The sequence below is a fragment of the Streptomyces sp. NPDC001828 genome, from assembly GCF_042892175.1.
Lineage (GTDB): Bacteria > Actinomycetota > Actinomycetes > Streptomycetales > Streptomycetaceae > Streptomyces.
The window spans coordinates 318,077-336,393 of the sequence record NZ_JBIATV010000007.1 but is presented as its reverse complement, the minus strand read 5'-3'; the positions used below and the strand labels follow the sequence as shown (position 1 = coordinate 336,393).

Annotated in this window: 14 protein-coding genes; 5 read left to right on the top strand and 9 right to left on the bottom strand. The window is 72.0% G+C overall.

Features of this window, described 5'->3' with window-relative positions:
* Window positions 1–1,302, top strand: coding sequence for an NADase-type glycan-binding domain-containing protein (locus tag ACFYZA_RS21825; RefSeq protein ID WP_388492211.1), 1,302 nt, complete (start codon window positions 1–3; stop codon window positions 1,300–1,302).
* 182 nt (window positions 1,303–1,484) lie between these two features.
* Here ACFYZA_RS21825 and aspS read toward each other — a convergent pair whose 3' ends face one another.
* On the bottom strand, window positions 1,485–3,251 hold the full coding sequence (gene aspS, locus ACFYZA_RS21820) for an aspartate--tRNA ligase (protein ID WP_382583637.1): 1,767 nt from the start codon (window positions 3,249–3,251) through the stop codon (window positions 1,485–1,487).
* A 210-nt stretch (window positions 3,252–3,461) separates the two neighbouring features.
* On the opposite strand from aspS, the gene ACFYZA_RS21815 reads away from it, so the two are divergent.
* A complete protein-coding gene (locus ACFYZA_RS21815) occupies window positions 3,462–5,654 on the top strand; it encodes a SpoIIE family protein phosphatase (RefSeq protein WP_382583464.1) in 2,193 nt (730 codons plus the stop codon).
* On the opposite strand, the gene ACFYZA_RS21810 is transcribed toward ACFYZA_RS21815, so the two are convergent.
* From ACFYZA_RS21810 to ACFYZA_RS21790, 5 genes are all read right to left on the bottom strand, one after another.
* Window positions 5,582–6,688 (bottom strand): AI-2E family transporter, encoded by a 1,107-nt coding sequence (locus ACFYZA_RS21810; RefSeq protein WP_388492209.1) that lies wholly within the window; start codon window positions 6,686–6,688, stop codon window positions 5,582–5,584. The genes ACFYZA_RS21815 and ACFYZA_RS21810 overlap by 73 nt on opposite strands.
* Before the next feature lie 375 nt (window positions 6,689–7,063).
* Window positions 7,064–8,020, bottom strand: coding sequence for a pirin family protein (locus ACFYZA_RS21805; protein ID WP_388413662.1), 957 nt, complete (start codon window positions 8,018–8,020; stop codon window positions 7,064–7,066).
* A 170-nt stretch (window positions 8,021–8,190) separates the two neighbouring features.
* On the bottom strand, window positions 8,191–8,652 hold the full coding sequence (locus ACFYZA_RS21800; protein WP_100575483.1) for an SseB family protein: 462 nt from the start codon (window positions 8,650–8,652) through the stop codon (window positions 8,191–8,193).
* A gap of 43 nt (window positions 8,653–8,695) precedes the next feature.
* Complete coding sequence (locus ACFYZA_RS21795; protein ID WP_388492207.1) at window positions 8,696–8,989, bottom strand: DUF397 domain-containing protein; 294 nt, start codon at window positions 8,987–8,989, stop codon at window positions 8,696–8,698.
* A complete protein-coding gene (locus ACFYZA_RS21790) occupies window positions 8,946–9,821 on the bottom strand; it encodes a Scr1 family TA system antitoxin-like transcriptional regulator (RefSeq protein ID WP_388492205.1) in 876 nt (291 codons plus the stop codon). Before ACFYZA_RS21790 ends, ACFYZA_RS21795 begins: the two co-directional genes overlap by 44 nt.
* Before the next feature lie 113 nt (window positions 9,822–9,934).
* Here ACFYZA_RS21790 and ACFYZA_RS21785 point away from each other — a divergent pair, with 113 nt between their 5' ends.
* Window positions 9,935–10,150: a hypothetical protein gene (locus ACFYZA_RS21785; protein ID WP_388492204.1), complete on the top strand. Its 216-nt coding sequence runs from the start codon at window positions 9,935–9,937 to the stop codon at window positions 10,148–10,150.
* Between the two features lie 115 nt (window positions 10,151–10,265).
* Window positions 10,266–12,095: an acyl-CoA dehydrogenase gene (locus ACFYZA_RS21780; RefSeq protein WP_388492203.1), complete on the top strand. Its 1,830-nt coding sequence runs from the start codon at window positions 10,266–10,268 to the stop codon at window positions 12,093–12,095.
* A 91-nt stretch (window positions 12,096–12,186) separates the two neighbouring features.
* On the opposite strand, the gene ACFYZA_RS21775 is transcribed toward ACFYZA_RS21780, so the two are convergent.
* Window positions 12,187–12,681, bottom strand: coding sequence for an LURP-one-related/scramblase family protein (locus ACFYZA_RS21775; protein ID WP_382583440.1), 495 nt, complete (start codon window positions 12,679–12,681; stop codon window positions 12,187–12,189).
* A 77-nt stretch (window positions 12,682–12,758) separates the two neighbouring features.
* On the opposite strand from ACFYZA_RS21775, the gene ACFYZA_RS21770 reads away from it, so the two are divergent.
* Window positions 12,759–14,579: an NHL domain-containing thioredoxin family protein gene (locus ACFYZA_RS21770; protein WP_388492202.1), complete on the top strand. Its 1,821-nt coding sequence runs from the start codon at window positions 12,759–12,761 to the stop codon at window positions 14,577–14,579.
* Between the two features lie 33 nt (window positions 14,580–14,612).
* On the opposite strand, the gene ACFYZA_RS21765 is transcribed toward ACFYZA_RS21770, so the two are convergent.
* Window positions 14,613–15,401 (bottom strand): DUF4232 domain-containing protein, encoded by a 789-nt coding sequence (locus ACFYZA_RS21765; protein WP_388492201.1) that lies wholly within the window; start codon window positions 15,399–15,401, stop codon window positions 14,613–14,615.
* Window positions 15,402–15,560: 159 nt separating this feature from the next.
* Window positions 15,561–18,242, bottom strand: coding sequence for a BTAD domain-containing putative transcriptional regulator (locus tag ACFYZA_RS21760; protein ID WP_382583432.1), 2,682 nt, complete (start codon window positions 18,240–18,242; stop codon window positions 15,561–15,563).
* Window positions 18,243–18,317 lie beyond the last annotated feature (75 nt).

Sequence of the window (18,317 nt, the reverse complement as noted above, 5' to 3'; positions counted from 1 at the left end):
ATGTCCACCCCGGCCATGGTCCCCTGCCCCGACTGCGGCACCCCGGCCCGCGCCACCGGGCAGTCGTTCTGCGACTCCTGCGGCGCGTTCCTGCGCTGGACCGCGCCGACGGCACCGCCGGCCGCGGACGCCGCCCCGCCCGCGGCCGCCCCGGATCCCGCCCGGCGGAGCATCGCCCCGGACGCCCCGACGCCGCCGGCCGGCACTCCGGTCTTCGTCCCCGGGGCCGCGACTCCGCCCGTGCCCACGACCCCGCCCACCCGGCCGGACGCGATGACCGTCCCGACCCCGGCGGTGCCGAGCGAGCCGCGCAACACCCAGGCCGCGCAGGCCGCGCAGAACTCCCAGGCCGCCCGTGACGCCCAGGCCGCACAGGCCGCGCGGGACGCCCAGGCCGCGCGGAACGCCCGTGACGCACAGGACACCGCCCCGGTCCCCGAGACCCGTGCCGCCTCGGCGTCCGACGCCGCCCGGGCCCTGCTCGTACCCGTGGCCGAGGCCTCCGCGCCCGCCCCGACGCCCGAGACCCCCGGCACCGTGCTGCCCGGCCGCCCCGAGGCGGCCCGCCCCCGGGTGCGCTCGGCCGGTCCGGTCGAGGAGACCGGCGAGCCGTGCCCGGCCTGCGGCACCCCCAACCACCAGCACCGCAACTTCTGCCGCAGCTGCGCGACCCCGCTCACGCCGCGCCGCCAGGACCACGCGACCGGCCCGTACGCCGGCCAGCGCCCCGCGCTGCACCGCAACCGCAAGCGCTGGATAGCAAGGGTCCTGATCGCTGCTGCCGTCGTGGGTGTCGTGGTGGGCGGCATCGTCGGCGGCCCCCCGGCGGCGCGGGCGGTACAGGACCACTTCGCCAAGCGCGTGGCCGTCCACCCCACGGAGTGGAAGGCGTCCCACTCGGACTCCAAGCACGGCCCGGAACTGGCCGGCGACAGCTACTCCAACACCTGGTGGGGCACGGGCTACGCGGGCGACGCGGAGGGCACCTACCTGGAGGCGACGTTCGGCCAGCCGACCGACCTGCTGGCCCTCCTGATCACCCCGGGCACCTCCAAGCGCACGGGCCAGCAGTCGGAACAGGCCCGCCCCCAGGAGTTCGACCTGATCGTCACCGACACGAGCGGCAAGCAGCACCTCTCGCACCGCTCGATCAACGACGGCGGAGTCCAGCAGATCAACGTCCGCGTACGCGACGCCGCCTCGGTCCGCCTGACCCTCCGCTCCGCCTTCGGCGCGGCGAAGGACAAGCAGGTGGCGATAGCCGAACTGGAATTCTTCGCCCGCTCGAAAACCAACAACTAGCCCTCGGCGCAGGTCTGTTGCGCCCCCTTCCCCGCCGGGGGGAGGGGGCTTTCGCGTGCCCGGCGAGCCGTCGGCCGGGGCGCGGGAAAACAGCCCCCGCTCGGCCGGGCCGCTACAGAACAACCCCCCGGGCCGAAGCCCAGGGGGTTGCGAAAGGGGGACAACTGCCCCTGTGAGACTGCCTACTTGTCGGCCACCGGCTTGCGCAGGGCGATGTTCAGTTCGCGCAGGCGCGACTCGTCCAGCTCCGTCGGAGCGCCCATCATCAGGTCCTGCGCGTTGCCGTTCAGGGGGAACGCGATGGTCTCCCGGATGTTCGGCTCGTCCGCGAGGAGCATCACGATGCGGTCGACGCCGGGGGCGATGCCGCCGTGCGGCGGGGCGCCGAGGCGGAAGGCGCGGAGCATGCCCGCGAACTCGGCCTCGACCGTCTCGCGGTCGTAGCCCGCGATCTCGAACGCCTTGAGCATCAGCTCGGGCTCGTGGTTGCGGATCGCGCCGGAGGACAGCTCGATGCCGTTGCAGACGATGTCGTACTGCCAGGCCAGGATGTCGAGCGGGTCCTTCTCCTCCAGGTCGGCGAGGCCGCCCTGCGGCATGGAGAACGGGTTGTGCGAGAAGTCGATCTTGCCGGTCTCCTCGTCCTTCTCGTACATCGGGAAGTCGACGATCCAGCAGAACCGGAACACGCCCTCCTCGAAGTGCCCGGCCCGCTTCGCGGCCTCGACGCGCACGCCCGACATGATCTTGGAGACCTCGTCGAACTCGCCCGCGCCGAAGAACACCGCGTGCCCGGGGACCAGGCCGAGGCGCTCGGTGAGCACCTTGACGTTCTCGTCCGTGAGGAACTTCGCGATCGGCCCGGACAGCGAACCGTCCTCGCCGACCCGCACCCAGGCCAGGCCCTGCGCGCCGAGCGAGACGGCGTACTCGCCGAGCCCGTCGAAGAACTTGCGGGACTGACCGGCCACGTCCGGCACCGGCAGGGCGCGCACGTGCTTGCCGGCGAACGCCTTGAACTCCGAGCCCTCGAACACGTCGGTGATGTCGGCGAGTTCGAGCTTGGCGCGCAGGTCCGGCTTGTCGTTGCCGTACTTCAGCATCGACTCGCGGAACGGGATCCGCGGGAAGGGCGACGTCACGTGGCGGCCGCCGCCGAACTCCTCGAAGAGCTCCGTCATGAGCTTCTCGATCGGCTGGAAGACGTCCTCCTGCTCGACGAAGCTCATCTCGACGTCGAGCTGGTAGAACTCGCCCGGCGAGCGGTCCGCGCGGGCGTCCTCGTCGCGGAAGCAGGGCGCGATCTGGAAGTACCGGTCGAAGCCGGAGATCATGAGCAGCTGCTTGAACTGCTGCGGGGCCTGCGGCAGGGCGTAGAACTTGCCCGGGTTCAGGCGGGACGGCACCACGAAGTCACGCGCGCCCTCGGGCGAGGTCGCCGTCAGGATCGGGGTGGCCATCTCGTTGAAGCCGAGCGCGACCATCTTCGAGCGGATGGAGGCGATCACGGCGCTGCGCAGCATGATGTTGCGGTGCATGCGCTCGCGGCGCAGGTCGAGGAAGCGGTACTCAAGGCGCCGCTCCTCGTTGACGCCGTCCTCGGCGTTGATCGTGAACGGCAGCGGGTTCGCGGTGCCGAGCACCTCGACCTCGCCGACCTCGATCTCGATCTCGCCGGTCGCCAGCTCGCCGTTCACGTTCTCGGTGCCGCGCGAGACGACCTTGCCGTCGACGCGGACGACGGTCTCCTTGGACAGCTTGTCCAGGGCCTCGGCGCCGGCCGTGCCGGGCCGGGCGACCAGCTGCGTGATGCCGTAGTGGTCCCGCAGGTCGATGAAGAGAATGCCGCCCAGGTCTCGGCGATTGTGCAGCCAGCCGCTCAGCCGGACGTCGCTGCCGACGTCGGAGGCGCGGAGCTCGCCGCAGGTGTGGGACCGGTACCGGTGCATCATTCATCCAATTCTTCGCGCGACGGCGCGACTCTTCGCGAGATTCTTCGCGAGACAGGCGGGAATCAACCAGTCCAGGTTACCGCCCGGTGCGCGGCCGACTCGCGGTCCCGTGGCCCCGCCCCCGGTGACGATCCGTACCGGCCCCCGGTGACGATCCGTACCGGGCCTCGGTGGCGATGAGTCCGCGGATCTTCTTAAATAGGGGCAATGCGCACAGAGGACGTCCTGGCCGCGATCGCGACTGGCCTGTGGCGCTGGGACAACGGATCCGGGACGGTCACCCTCGACGCAGAGGCCGCCCGGCTCCTCGGGCTGCCCGCGAAACCGGCCACCCTGACGGAGTCCGCCGTACGGTCCCGGTTCCACCCCGTCGACTGGAACGAGGTCGACGGCATCGTGAACCTCGCCGTCGCCGAGAACACCCTCGCCGAGGTCCGGCTGCGGATCATGGACGAGAACGGCCGGGTCCTGCGCACCGTACGCAGCCGCTCCAAGCCCGTGCTCAGCGGCAAGGACTACCTGCTCATCGGCACCATCCAGGAGGTGGCCGAGCCCCAGCCGGGCACCACCGCGGCCCACCCCTCGATCACCGGCGACTGGCGGCGCTCGCGCGAGGCCTTCCTGCTCGACGCGGGCCGCGCGCTCGCCGAGGCCCGCTCCACCTCCGAGGTGCTCCGGGTCGCCGCGTCCCTGTCCATGCCGGGGTTCTCGCCGGACGGCCTCGCGGTGTTCGGGGTGGCCGGCGAGCGGCTGACGATCATCGGGCACCACGGGCACAACCCCGGGGACGACGGCCCGTTCGCGGACATGGCGCTCGACATGGACTACCCAGCAGCCGACGTCGTGCGCAACGGGCGGGCGATCTACCTGCCGACCCCGCAGGAGTACCGGCGCCGCTTCCCCGCCACCTGGCCGCTGGCCCAGCGCTTCGACCGCCACTCGTGGGCGTTCGTCCCGCTGATCGTCGCCGGGCGCACGATCGGCGCCTGGATGGCCGCGTTCAAGCACCCCGTCGCGTTCACGCCCGACGAGCGCTCGGTGCTCACCACGGTGGCCCGCATGCTGGCGCAGGCCCTGGCCAGGGCGGGCGAGGCGGAGAGCGAGCGCGAGCTGTCGCTGGGCCTGCAGCGCGCGATGATGCCGACGCTCGGCCCCGAGATCCCCGGCATGACGGTCTCCGCCCGTTACGTACCGACCGGCGGCGGCCTCCAGGTCGGCGGCGACTGGTACGACATGATCCCGCTGCCCGGCGGCGGCTCCCGCACGGACGGCGACGGCGGCAGGTTCGCCCTGGTCATCGGCGACGTACAGGGCCACGACGTACGGGCGGCCGGTCTCATGGGCCAGCTGCGGATCGCGCTGCGGGCGTACGCGAGCGAGGGGCACAGGCCCGACGCGGTCCTCTCGCGCGCCTCCCGCTTCCTGTACGGGATCGCCGAGTCCTACGGGGTGCCCGACCCGTACGGCGACGGCTACGAGGACTACGCGCCGCGCTTCGCGACCTGCCTGTACATCGAGGTCGACCCGGCGACCGGCACCCTCGACATCGCGCGGGCCGGCCACCCCGACCCGGTGGTCCGCACCGCCGACGGCACCGCCCTGATCCGCTCCACGGCGGGCGGGCTCCCGCTCGGCATCGAGGCGGACTCCGACTACCCGACGACCCGGCTCGTCCTCGACCCGGGCGAGACGATCATGATCTGCACGGACGGTCTGATCGAGACCGGCGGCCACGACATGGCCAGCGGCTGGACGCGGCTGCGCCCGGTCCTGGAGAAGCACACCGGGGACAGCCTCGAACAGCTCGCCGACGAGCTGGTCCAGGCCGTGCACGGCCCCTCGTCGCACCACACCATCGGCCCGCTGGTGGACCGCCGCGAGGACGACATCGCCCTGCTGCTCCTGCGCCGCAACGCCGTCGTCGGCCGGACCGGGCCCGTCCGGCCCGCCGTGGTCCGCCGCACCGCCCTGACGGTCGCGCAGGCCGAACCGGAGCAGATCGCGGGCGCCCGCAGGCAGCTGCGCGAGCTCCTGCACGACTGGGCGGACGAGGAGCAGGTCGACTCGGCGGTTCTGATGATCTCCGAGATGATCACCAACGTCCTGGTCCACACCGACGGCGACGCCCTGCTGGTGGCGGAGGCCAGGGGCCCCCTCGGCACCCGCCGCCTGCGCGTCGAGGTGGCCGATGCCAGCGACGAGCTCCCGCACCGGCGCCGCCCCGGCGAGATGGCCTCCAGCGGGCGCGGCCTGATCCTGATGGAGATGCTGGCGGACGCGTGGGGCGTGGACCCGAGGGGCGACGGCAAGTCGATCTGGTTCGAGCTCTACGAGACGGGCCCGGAGGGTTCGCCCGACGCGAGGCCGGCGTCGGCCGAGCCTCCGGGGCCGGCCGAGTAGCGGTCGCGCAGCTCCCCCACCACCGCGAACCCGGCCGCCGCGACCGGGACCGACAGGAGCATCCCGACGAGCCCCGCCACGCTCGCGCCCGCCGTCAGCGCGATCATGATCATCGCGGGGTGCATCTGGACGGTACGGCTCTGGATGACCGGCTGGAGGATGTGCCCTTCGAGCTGCTGCACGGCGAGGACGATCCCGAGGGTCCACAGCGCGGTGCCGAACCCGCGGTCGGCGAGCGCGACCAGCACGGCGACGGCGCCGGACACGAAGGCGCCCAGGTAGGGGATGTACGCCCCGATGAAGACGAGCGCGCCGAGCCCGAGGGCGCCGGGGACGCGCAGGATCAGCAGGCCGACGGTGATGCAGACGGCGTCGATGAACGCGATGAACGTGGTCCCCCGCATGAACCCCTCGACCGCCTCGAACGCCCGGCGCGCCATGGCCTCGACGACGTCGCCCGCGCCGCGCGGGGCGAGGGTGTGGGCGAGGCCCACGGCCCGGTCGGAGTCCTTGAGGAAGAAGAACGTCAGCAGGAGCGCGAGCACGCTGGTGGCGAGCAGCGAGCCGAGCAGGCTGAGCCCTTCGAGCACCCCGCTCGCGGCGCCCGCGCCGAACTTGGCCAGGAGCTGCTTGGCGTTGTCGGCGAGGTTCGTGACGCCGTCCCCGCCCGCCACCCCGAAATGGTCGGCGACCCACTGCCCGGCCTGTTTGAGCGAGGCGACGATCTGGTCCCCGGTGTCGAGGAGCGCGGTGACGACGACGTATCCGGCACCGCCGACCACCGCGACGAGCGCGACGCAGGTCAGCGCGGCGGCGATGGACCGCTTCACCCCGATCCGGATCAGCCACCGGTGTACGGGGCCGAGCAGGGCGGTGCCGAGCAGGGCGAGCAGGACGGGGGTGACGGCGGTCTTGAAGATGATGCAGAGCCATACGGCGACGGCGACGACGCCGGCGACGAGCAGCACGACGACGCACCATGCGGCTGTGCGCCGGGCGGTTTCGGGCAGCAGCTGCGGCCGGGGCGTCTCCATTCCGCCAGCCGATCATGGCGCGGGGGGCTGCGCCTCAGGTACGGGTCTGGATGAGTGACGGCCCGTCAGTTCCATGGCTGCGCCGCGTGGCCTCAGGGGGAGAGCTCAACGGCTGCGGACCGTAGGGGCCGTTCGCGCAGTTCCCCGCGCCCCCAACCCCCTCTCGTCCTCACACCGTGCGTGGCTGGTCGCGCAGTTCCCCGCGCCCCTGAATGCCCGGTGCGGGCCAGCACCGGGCACCTACAGCCTGTCCGGCGTTTGAGGACGAGCGCCCTTTAGGCGCGAACGGGGGTGCAGGGGGCGGAGCCCCTTGCGGGGGTTCGAGGGGCGCAGCCCCTCAGGGGGGTCTGGGGCGGAGCCCCAGGGGATCCGGGGTTACATGCCGTGGACGGCCGGGATCGAGCCGAGGCGGCCCTTCTGGAAGTCCTCGAAGGCCTGCTCAAGCTCCGCCCGCGTGTTCATGACGAACGGCCCGTAGTGCGCCATCGGCTCACGGATCGGCTGCCCACCAAGCAGCACGACCTCCAGGTCAGGCGCGTTGGAGTCCTGCTTCTCGTCCGCGCGGACGGTCAGCGAACCGCCCTCGCCGAACACCGCCGTCTGCCCCATGTGCACCGGCCGCCGCTCCGCGCCGACCGAGCCGCGCCCGGCCAGCACGTACGCGAGGCCGTTGAAGTCCTCGCGCCACGGCAGCGTGACGGACGCACCCGGCCGCAGCGTGGCGTGCACCATCGTGATCGGGGTGTGCGTGATCCCCGGCCCGTCGTGCCCGTCGAGCGAACCCGCGATGACCCGCATCAGCGCGCCACCGTCCGGGGACGTGAGCAGCTGGACGGAACCGCTGCGGATGTCCTGGTAGCGCGGGGCCATCATCTTGTCCCGGGCCGGCAGGTTCACCCACAGCTGGAGCCCGTGGAAGAGCCCGCCCGACATGACGAGCTGCTCCGGCGGCGCCTCGATGTGCAGCAGACCGGCGCCGGCCGTCATCCACTGGGTGTCACCGTTGGTGATCGTGCCGCCACCACCGTTGGAGTCCTGGTGGTCGAAGATCCCGTCGATGATGTACGTGACGGTCTCGAAGCCGCGGTGCGGGTGCCACGGGGTGCCCTTCGGCTCGCCCGGCGCGTACTCCACCTCGCCCATCTGGTCCATCATGATGAACGGGTCGAGGTACTTGTAGTTGATCCCGGCGAACGCGCGGCGCACCGGGAACCCCTCGCCCTCGAACCCCTGCGGAGCAGTGGTCACGGCAAGGACGGGACGGGCCGCGGCCCCCTCCGGCGCGGCTACGCGCGGCAGGGTCAACGGGTTTTCGACGGTCACAGCAGGCATGGGACGGCCCTCCTTGCGGGGATGCTCTACGTTCAAAGTAGTTGAATGGTGAACAGCTTGCAAGGCGTGCCCATTCCCGCCCCCCTTCCGGCCCCGCCCCAAACGCACTGCGGGCCCGCACCCCCGAGGGGTACGGGCCCGAAGAACGAGCGCTCAGCCGGTCCGGCCGGCTATCCGTACATCCGCCGCATCGCGAAGTCGACCATCTGCTCCACGGCCTTCGCGTCGAACACCATCCGGTGGTCGCCCTCCATGTCGAGCACGAAGCCGTACCCGGTCGGCAGGAGGTCGATCACCTCGGCGCCGGTGATGACGAAGTACTTGGACTCCTTGCCGGCGTACCGGCGCAGCTCCTTGAGCGAGGTGAACATCGGGATCACCGGCTGCTGCGTGTTGTGCAGCGCCAGGAACCCGGGGTTGTCACCGCGCGGGCAGTACACCCGGGCCCCCGCGAAGATCTGCTGGAAGTCCTCGGCCGAGAGCGAGCCCGTGGTGAAGGCCCGCACCGCGTCGGCGAGCGAGGGCGGCGACGGCTCCGGGTACAGCGGCTGCTCCCCGTAACCGCCCTGCATCTGCTGCTGCGGCGGGGCGTACTGCTGCTGCGCGCCCGGGTTCTGGTCGTAGCCGTACATGCGCCCAAGACTACCGACGCGGGGTCCTGGCGGACAGCGGGTCTCAGCGGCGGAGGCCCGTGCCCTTCACGGCCTCGACGAAGGGTGCCCAGGCGCTGGCCGCGATGATCAGTGCGGGGCCGTTCGGGGTCTTGGAGTCCCGTACGGGGACGACCCCGGGGAGGTTGTCGGCCACCTCGACGCAGTTGCCGCCGTCGCCGTTGCTGTATGAGCTCTTACGCCAGCGGGCCGCACCGACAAACTCTTCAGCCACCTCGACGCAGTCCCCGCCGTCCCCATTGCTGTACGAGCTCTTACGCCAGCGAGTCGCGCTCAAGTCCGGTGCTGCGCCCACCATTTCGGTACTCCTCGGCCGCCTGGTCGAGCAGGGCAAGGGACGCCTCAAGCGGCAACGCGGCGGCCCTCAGCCGATCGTATGCCTTGTGGTACCGCCTCACGAGGGCCGGATCGTCGATGAGCTGTCCGTGATAGATGCCCTCCGTATAGACGATCGGCGGCTCGTGATCGAACTCCATGAGCGTGAGTGACGACAGCATGAAGTGCCGGGTGACGTCATTCCACGGAAGGATCTGCGGAACGATGCGCCGGCTGTGCGCCAACGAGGCAATGTGGTCCAGCTGTTCGGCCATTTCGGCAGGCGGCAGCATCGGGCTCCCCAGCAGCGACTCATGCAGGACGACCCAGTACTCGGGGCGCTTGGGGTCATCGAAGATGCGGGCTCGTTGCAGTCGGGCGTGCGCCTTCGCGTCGACCTCCTCGGGCAGCGCCAGGGGGTGCGTCGCGTGAATGACGGCTCGCGCATACGCCTCCGTCTGAAGCAGCCCGGGGATGAGGGCGTTGGCCCATTCCTCGATGACCAGTGCCCGGGTCTCGCTCTCGGCGACGGGCGCGAAATACGCAGCGTGGGCGCCCTGCCGAGCCTTCCGCACATCCCCGCAGCGGCGCTGGAAGAACCCGTCCGTCTTGAGTGCTTGATCGACATGTCGGGCCAGATCGGGCGGCATCCGGCGCTGCCCGCGCTCGATCTCGCTGAGGTAGCTCACTCCATAGAAGCTGCCCTCAACCAACTGCTCAAGCGTGAGCCCGGCCCGCTCGCGCTTCCAGCGCAACTCCTTGCCGTAGAACTCCGGAACGCTCGCCGAGCCGTCAATCTCCTTGCGCACAGCCATGGTTGCCGCCTTCCACCACCCGGGCCGTGGACCCCGAACCTCTTCCGAACGTACGGGAAGCGGCACCACTCTGTGAGGGATTCGTCACACACCGCACTCACAGGAGGCACCCCATGGGCAAGACCCCCCTTCCGCCCCGCCGGGACGACACCTACGCCGTCGTCATGGAGCTGCGAGCCGCGCTCGCAGAACACGGCATCACGCTGCCCTCCCTCGGGCGGGACTTCGGGACGCCCGCGCTCGTCATCCTCGGGAACTGCAACACCGCCACCGCGCGGGCGCTCGCCGGGGCGCTGGGGCGGGCGCCCGGGACACGGGCGGGTGCCTGACACGTCACAGTTCCCGGCCAGAGGTTGCGCGTTATTACCGGTGGGTAGCATCATCGGAGGTACTGACCTACTTGCTGGTAGATGTAACCGACACCCTGCTTACGGAGCCGTCGCCATGGGGCACTACAAGTCGAATCTCCGCGACATCGAGTTCAACCTCTTCGAGGTGCTCGGACGCGACAAGCTGTACGGCACCGGCCCGTTCGGGGAGATGGACGTCGACACCGCCAAGTCGATCCTGGAGGAGATCGCCCGTCTCGCCGAGAACGAGCTGGCCGACTCCTTCGCGGACGCGGACCGCAACCCGCCGGTCTTCGACCCGGCCACGAACACCGCTCCGGTCCCGGCGTCCTTCAAGAGCTCCTACAAGGCGTTCATGGACTCCGAGTACTGGCGGCTCGGCCTGCCCGAGGAGATCGGCGGCACCGTCTCGCCGCGCTCCCTGATCTGGGCGTACGCCGAGCTGCTGCTCGGTTCGAACCCCGCGATCTGGATGTACTCCTCCGGCCCGGCCTTCGCCGGCATCCTCTTCGCCGAGGGCAACGAGGCGCAGAAGAAGGTCGCGGAGATCGCGGTCGACAAGCGCTGGGGCTCGACGATGGTCCTGACCGAGCCGGACGCCGGTTCGGACGTCGGCGCCGGCCGCACCAAGGCCGTGCAGCAGGACGACGGCTCGTGGCACATCGAGGGCGTGAAGCGCTTCATCACGTCCGGTGAGCACGACATGGAGGAGAACATCCTCCACTACGTCCTCGCCCGCCCCGAGGGCCACGGCCCGGGCACCAAGGGCCTGTCCCTCTTCCTCGTGCCGAAGTTCCACTTCGACTGGGAGACCGGCGAGCTGGGCGAGCGCAACGGTGTGTACGCGACGAACGTCGAGCACAAGATGGGCCTGAAGGCGTCCAACACGTGCGAGATGACGTTCGGCGACCAGCACCCCGCCAAGGGCTGGCTGATCGGTGACAAGCACGACGGCATCCGCCAGATGTTCATGATCATCGAGTTCGCCCGCATGATGGTCGGCACGAAGGCGATCGCGACGCTGTCGACGGGTTACCTCAACGCTCTCGAGTACGCCAAGGAGCGCGTCCAGGGCAGCGACCTCTCGCAGTTCATGGACAAGACCGCGCCGAAGGTGACGATCACTCACCACCCGGACGTGCGGCGCTCGTTGATGACGCAGAAGGCGTACGCGGAGGGCATGCGCTCGCTCGTCCTCTACACCGCCTCCATCCAGGACGCGATCCAGGTGAAGGAGGCGGCGGGCGAGGACGCCAAGGCGCTCGTCGGCCTGAACGACCTGCTGCTGCCGATCGTGAAGGGCTACGGCTCGGAGAAGTCGTACGAGAAGCTGTCGTCCGAGTCGCTCCAGACCTTCGGCGGCTCCGGGTACCTCCAGGAGTACCCGATCGAGCAGTACATCCGTGACGCCAAGATCGACACGCTGTACGAGGGCACGACGGCGATCCAGGGCCAGGACTTCTTCTTCCGGAAGATCGTCCGGGACCAGGGCGCGGCCCTGAACACCCTCTCCGAGGAGATCAAGAAGTTCCTCGCCGAGCAGAACGGCAACGCGGAGCTGGGCGGCGCGCTCGACTCGCTCGCCAAGGCGGCCGTCGACCTGGAGGCGATCGTCGGCACGATGATCACGGACCTCACGGCGACGGGTGAGGACGTCAAGAACATCTACAAGGTGGGTCTCAACACGACCCGTCTGCTGATGGCCTCGGGCGACGTCGTGGTCGGCTACCTGCTCCTCAAGGGTGCGGCGGTCGCCGCCGAGAAGCTGTCCTCGGCCTCGGCGAAGGACGTCCCGTTCTACACCGGCAAGATCGCGGCCGCGAAGTTCTTCGCGGCGAACGTGCTGCCCGGTGTCGGTACGGCTCGCTCGCTGGCCGAGTCGGTGGACGGCTCGCTGATGGACCTGGACGAGGCGGCCTTCTAGGTCTCCGTCGAGGAAGGGGCTCGGGGTGGTCGGACCCCGGGCCCCTTTTCACGCCCGCACCGCGCGCGGCCGAACCGCCCGGGCACACCCGTCAGTCGTCGTCGCGGTCCTTTTCGTCCATGCGGATCACGCAGATCACCACCGCGATCATCAGCGCCGCATCCGCATCCTCCCGCACCACGTTCACCGCGTACGTCTCGCGGACCCGGAACCACTTGCGCGAGACGTGGGCAAGGAGTTCGCCGTCGTACTCGATGGTGAACTCGCGGTCCAGGATCCGGCCGGTGACGTCGAGCTCGGTGCCCTCGACCAGGCGGACGCGGTAGTGGTTGCGCAGCAGCGAGAGGCGCTTGCGGCGGACCGTCGCGAGGGTCTGGTCGTCCCGCTCGATGGTCATCGCGTCCCGCAGGCTGAACATCTTCTCCCGCAGCGTGATCAGGACCCGCCCCGCGGGGTCCTTCAGCTCCAGGGTGTCGCGCAGCCGCAGCGCCTTGCCGTCGGCGAGGAACGCCTGGCGGCCGTCCTCGGTCTCGATCCAGTAGTCGTCGCCGATGGCGAAGATCTTGTCGCGCACGAGGTATTTCATGGCTACACATCTGCCCGCCCCGAAGGCCCGCCGAACGGCGACACAGGGTGTTCATACCGGGATGGCAAGCTTGAACCATGAACGACGCAGCCCCGGCGCCCACCCCCGCGCCCGCCCCCCGCCGTGCCCGAGTCCGTGCCCCCGAGCTGATCGGCAAGGGCGGCTGGCTGAACACCGGAGGGAAGGAGCTGAGCCTCGCCGAGCTGCGCGGGCGCATCGTGATCCTCGACTTCTGGACGTTCTGCTGCATCAACTGCCTCCACGTGCTCGACGAGCTGCGCGAGCTGGAGGAGAAGCACCGGGACACCGTCGTGATCGTCGGCGTGCACTCGCCGAAGTTCGTGCACGAGGCCGAGCACCAGGCCGTGGTCGACGCCGTGGAGCGCTACGGGGTGGAGCACCCGGTGCTCGACGACCCCGAGCTCGCGACCTGGAAGCAGTACGCGGTACGCGCCTGGCCCACGCTCGTGGTGATCGACCCCGAGGGGTACGTCGTCGCCCAGCACGCCGGCGAGGGGCACGCTCACGCCATTGAGCGGCTCGTCGAGGAGCTGGAGGCCGAGCACGGCGCGAAGGGGACGCTGCGGCGCGGCGACGGCCCCTACGTGCCGCCGGAGCCCGTCGCCACCGACCTGCGCTTCCCCGGCAAGGCGCTCGCGCTGCCCGGCGGGAACCTCCTGGTGTCCGACACGACCCGCCACCAGCTGGTCGAGCTCGGCCCGGACGGCGAGGGCGTCGTGCGCCGGATCGCCGGGGACGGGCAGTTCAAGGAGCCGCAGGGCCTCGCGCTGCTCCCGGACGGGAAGGTCGTCGTCGCCGACACCGTCCACCACGCGCTGCGCACGTTCGACCCGGTCAGCGGGGAGATCGAGCTGCTCGCCGGCACCGGCAGGCAGTGGTGGCAGGGACAGCCCACCTCCGGGCCCGCCCTTGAGGTCGACCTCTCCTCGCCCTGGGACGTGGCCTGGTGGCGGGGCAAGGTGTGGATCGCCATGGCCGGGGTGCACCAGCTGTGGACGTACGACCCCGAGACGAGGACCGTCGAGGTCGCGGCCGGGACCACGAACGAGGGGCTCGTGGACGGGCCGGGCCACGAGGCCTGGTTCGCGCAGCCGTCCGGGCTCGCGGCCACCGAGGACCGGCTCTGGGTCGCCGACTCGGAGACCTCGGCGCTGCGCTACGTCGACACCGGGGGCGCGGTGCACACCGCCGTCGGCACCGGCCTCTTCGACTTCGGGCACCGCGACGGGGACGCCGCCCAGGCACTGCTCCAGCACCCGCTCGGCGTCACCGCGCTGCCGGACGGCTCGGTCGCCGTGTCCGACACGTACAACCACGCGCTGCGCCGCTACGACCCGGCGAGCGGTCAAGTGACCACCCTGGCAACGGACTTGAGGGAGCCCAGCGACGCGGTGCTGGTCGGGGACGACATCGTCGTCGTCGAGTCGGCGCGGCACCGCCTCACCCGGCTCCGGCTGCCCGACGAGGCGGTACGGGTCGAGTCGGTGGCGCACCGCACCCAACGCGCGGCGACCGAAGTCGCCCCGGGCAGGCTCCAGTTGGACGTGGTGTTCCAGGCACCGGCCGGCCAGAAGCTGGACACCCGCTACGGCCCGTCCACGCGGCTGCTCGTCTCCTCGACCCCGCCCGAGCTGCTGCTCGCCGGCGAGGGCACCGGCACCGACCTCGCGCGCGAGCTCAGCCTCGACCCGGCGGTCGGCGAGGGCGTGCTGCACGTGTCGGCGATGGCCGCCTCCTGCGACGACGACCCCGAGAACGAGTACCCCGCCTGCCACATGCACCAGCAGGACTGGGGCGTGCCCGTACGCCTCGTCGAGGGCGCCGCGAGCAGGCTGCCGCTGGTGCTGGCCGGGATGGACCCGGCCGAGGCCTCCTAGCCGACCGGGCCCGGGGCCGTCGCGCCCCGGGGCCTAGGCGAAGCCCGGCTTGAACGGGCCCGTCCTCGGGGCGGGCCCGCACAGCGCCAGAGCGGCCGGGTGGCCGTGCTCGTCCAGGACCGCGACCGTGATCGCGGCGTCGGAGCCGGGCAGCGCCACCCGTACCGCCGAGCCCACCGCCGGGCAGCCGCGGCGCGCGAAGTAGTGCACCCGGGCCACCCCGTTCGCGCCGGGGTGCAGCGCGAACGGCTTCGCGGACGGCTGGGCCGGCGTGGCGGAGAGCGGGGTGCCCCGGCCGCCGGCGTCCAGGACGGTCAGCGTGGGGGTGCCGTGCAGCACACAGGTGTGCCCGGAGGTGTTGCGGGCCACCAGGACCGCGTCCCCGCCCGACCGCACCTCTGCGCCGTGGCGCGGGCCGCCCTGGCCGGGCGGGTCGACGACGCGGAAGGTGAAGGACAGCGCGGTGGGCGAGCAGAAGACGCGGGCGTCCTCCCCGCCGTCGTCGACCGGGCCGGTGTGCGGATCCGCGCTGCCTGGCGTTCCCGGCGTCGCGCTCGCCGAGGGCGAGCCGGACGGGGTCACGGAACCGGCGCCGGGCGACGGGCCCGGCCCTGGCGTGCCCGGCCCCGACGCGGCGGCGGACGGAACCGGCCGCTCGCGGGGAGTGGCGGACGCCGGCGCCGACGAGCTGTGCGCCACCGACCGCACGGCGGTGCCGGGTGCGGCGGCCGGGACGCGGTCCGTGCAGGCGGTCAGGGCGCCGAGCAGCACGGCGGCGGCGACCAGGCCGACGACGGCCGCACTCCCCCTGCCCCTGCGCATCGCGTCCCCCGCTCCTGCTGAATGGCCTTATGAATAGCCGTACTTGCAGCTGTACTTGCAGCTGTATTTGTATCCGCATTTGTAGCTGCCTGACGTGCCGTACGTATGTGCCGCACCAGCCTCGCGGCCGCCGCTATCGCCCGGCTAACGCGCCGGCGCTTACGTGGGTGCCAGCTTGGCCAGTTCGGCGCGGGCGGCGGCCGCGCCCTCCTCGTAGCCGTGGTCGTCGGCCTCGCGGGCCGCGGTCGCAAGCTGGCGGCGGGCCTCCTCGGTGCGGCCGAGGCCGGCCAGCGCCTCGCCGTAGCTGGTGCGAAGCAGGACCCGGCGCGGAATGGCCTCGGGCGAGGGTCCGAGGTCGAGGCCGTCACGGGAGTGGCCGAGGGCCCGGTCGTGGTCGCCCGCGTCGAGGAAGTGACGGGCCAGGTGCTGGTGGGCGAGCATCTCGGTGGACCGGTCGCGGGCCCGGCCGGCCAGCGCGAGGGCGTGGGTGAGGAGCTCGCCGGCCCGCTCGGCCTCGCCGTACTGGGCGAGGATCAGGGCGAGGTTGATCCGGGCGATGGCCTCGCTGGTGACGGAGCCGGCCCGGCGGGCCAGGTCGGGCGCCTTCTCCAGCTGGGCGAGCGCCTCGTCGTAACGCCCCTCCTCGTGCAGCACCCAGCCGAGCAGTGCGCGGGTGCGGGACTGCGCGTCCAGCTCCTGTTCCAACTCGGCCGATTCCAGGGCCTGTTCGAGCAACGGCACCCAGCCGTCGCGGACCCGCCACAGGATGAGCGGCCACTGGAGCAGCACGAGCCGCCAGGCCCGGTCGTGCATTCCGGCCGCGACGGCCGCGGCGACCGCGCCGCGCAGGGTGGCCCGCTCGGCCTCGTACCAGGCGAGCGCGGCCTGGCGGTCCTCGAACTCGCGCACCGCCGCCGGGCGCCGGGACGCGGGCGGCGGCACGAAACAGGGCTGGCTGCCGGGCTCGGCCGTGGCGGTCGCGACCAGGCCGGTGTGCAGATAGTGGTCCAGGAGACGGGCGAGGCCGTCCGGGTCGGCCTCGGGGGCGAGCGCCCGGGCGTAGAGGCGTACGAGGTCGTGCAGGGCGTACGAGTCCGGGGTGCGCGGGTCGGGGCCGTGCGGGCCCGACTCGACCACGAGGTGGGCGGCGGCGAGGCGTTCGAGGGCGGCGGCGGCCTGGTCGGGGGTGCAGCCGGCCAGGGCGGCGGCCGTGTACCGGTCGAGTTCGGAGCCGGTGTGCAGGCCGAGCGCGCGGAACATCCGGCGCGCCTGCTCGGGCAGTTGCTGCACGGTCAGGCGCAGGGCGGCGGCGACGCCGGTGTCCTCGACGCGCAGCAGCCCCAACCGCCGCTGCTCGTCGGCGAGTTCACCGGCGAGGGCGGCCAGCGTCCACTGGGGGCGGGCGGCCAGGCGGGCGGCGGTGACGCGCAGGGCCAGCGGGAGGCCGTCGCAGAGCTCGGCGAGGCGGGCGGCGGCCTCGGGTTCGGCGGCGACCCGGTCCTCGCCGAGCACCGCGCCGAGCAGGGCGGCGCAGTCGGCGGCGGGCAGTTCGTCGAGACGGACCGGCCGTGCGGCGTCGGAGGCGACGAGACCGCCGAGCCGGTCGCGGCTGGTGACCAGGGTGACGCAGTGGTCGCCGCCCGGCAGCAGCGGGCGGACCTGCTCGGAGTCGCGGGCGTTGTCGAGCACGACCAGCATCCGGTGGTCGGCGGTCAGCGAGCGGTACAGCGCACCCATGCCGGCCTCGGTCTCGGGTATGCGCTGGACGGGCACACCCAGGGCGAGCAGGAACTCCCGCAGCACGACGGTGACTTGGCGGGCCGGGGTGTCGCTGTATCCGCAGAGGTCGACGAAGAGGCGGCCGTCGGGGAAGTCGCCCCGGCGCTCGTGCGCCCAGTGCACGGCGAGCGCGGTCTTGCCGACGCCGGCACCTCCGGTGACCACCGCGACCGCGCCGTACTCTCCGGTGGCGGCCGCCCCGAGCGCGTCGAGCTCGGCCTGCCGGCCGGTGAAGCCACGCGGCCTGCGCGGCATCAACTCCGGTACGCAGAAGGCCGGTTCGGGCTCGTCGGCGACCGGCTCCACGGGGGTGGCGGGGGTTCCGGCGCGCAGGATCGTGGCGTACGCGTCGGAGAGCGCGGGGCCCGGGTCGACGCCCAGCTCGTCGGCGAGCAGGCGGCGGGTGCGGTGGAACCATTCGAGGGCGTCGGACTGGCGCCCCGAGCGGCTCAGGGCCAGCATCAGCGCGGCCGAGAGGGGCTCGCGCAGGGGGTGGGCGACGGCTTCGGTGCGCAGTACGGCGGCGGCCCGGCCGTGCTCGCCCAGCTCCCCGTACGCCTCGGCGAGCGCCTCCACGGAGGCGATCCTCAGCTCTTCGAGGGTGTGGGCGGCGGCCTGCAGCGGCGGGCTCGTGACGGTGCCGGTGAGGGCGGGGCCCTGCCACAGGGCGAGCGCCTCGCGCAGCATCAGGACCGCGTCACCGGGGCCCCGCTGGCCCCTGGCGAGCGAGACGAGTTCCTCGAAGCGGTGGGCGTCGATGAGGGTGTCGGGAAGCCGCAGGACGTACGCCGGTCCCTGGGTGGCCAGTTCGATGCCGTACGCCTCGGCGCCGTGCTCGGCGAGCAGGGCGCGCAGCCGCGAGACATGGCCCTGGAGGACGGTACGGGAGTGCAGCGGCGGCTCTTCGTCCCACAGGGCCTCGGTGAGGCGCTCCACCGGGACGGCGGTGTTGGGCTGGAGCAGCAGCATGGCCAGCAGGCTGCGGCGCTTGGCGGGGCCGAGCGGGAGGAACGCGCCGTCCTCCGTCGCCACGGCCACCGTTCCCAGGACGCGGAACTCCACGGTGGCGGCACCCCCTTGCTCCCCGTTCCCACCCGGACCTGGTCAGGGCCCGGACAGTCGAGGATACGCGGGGTG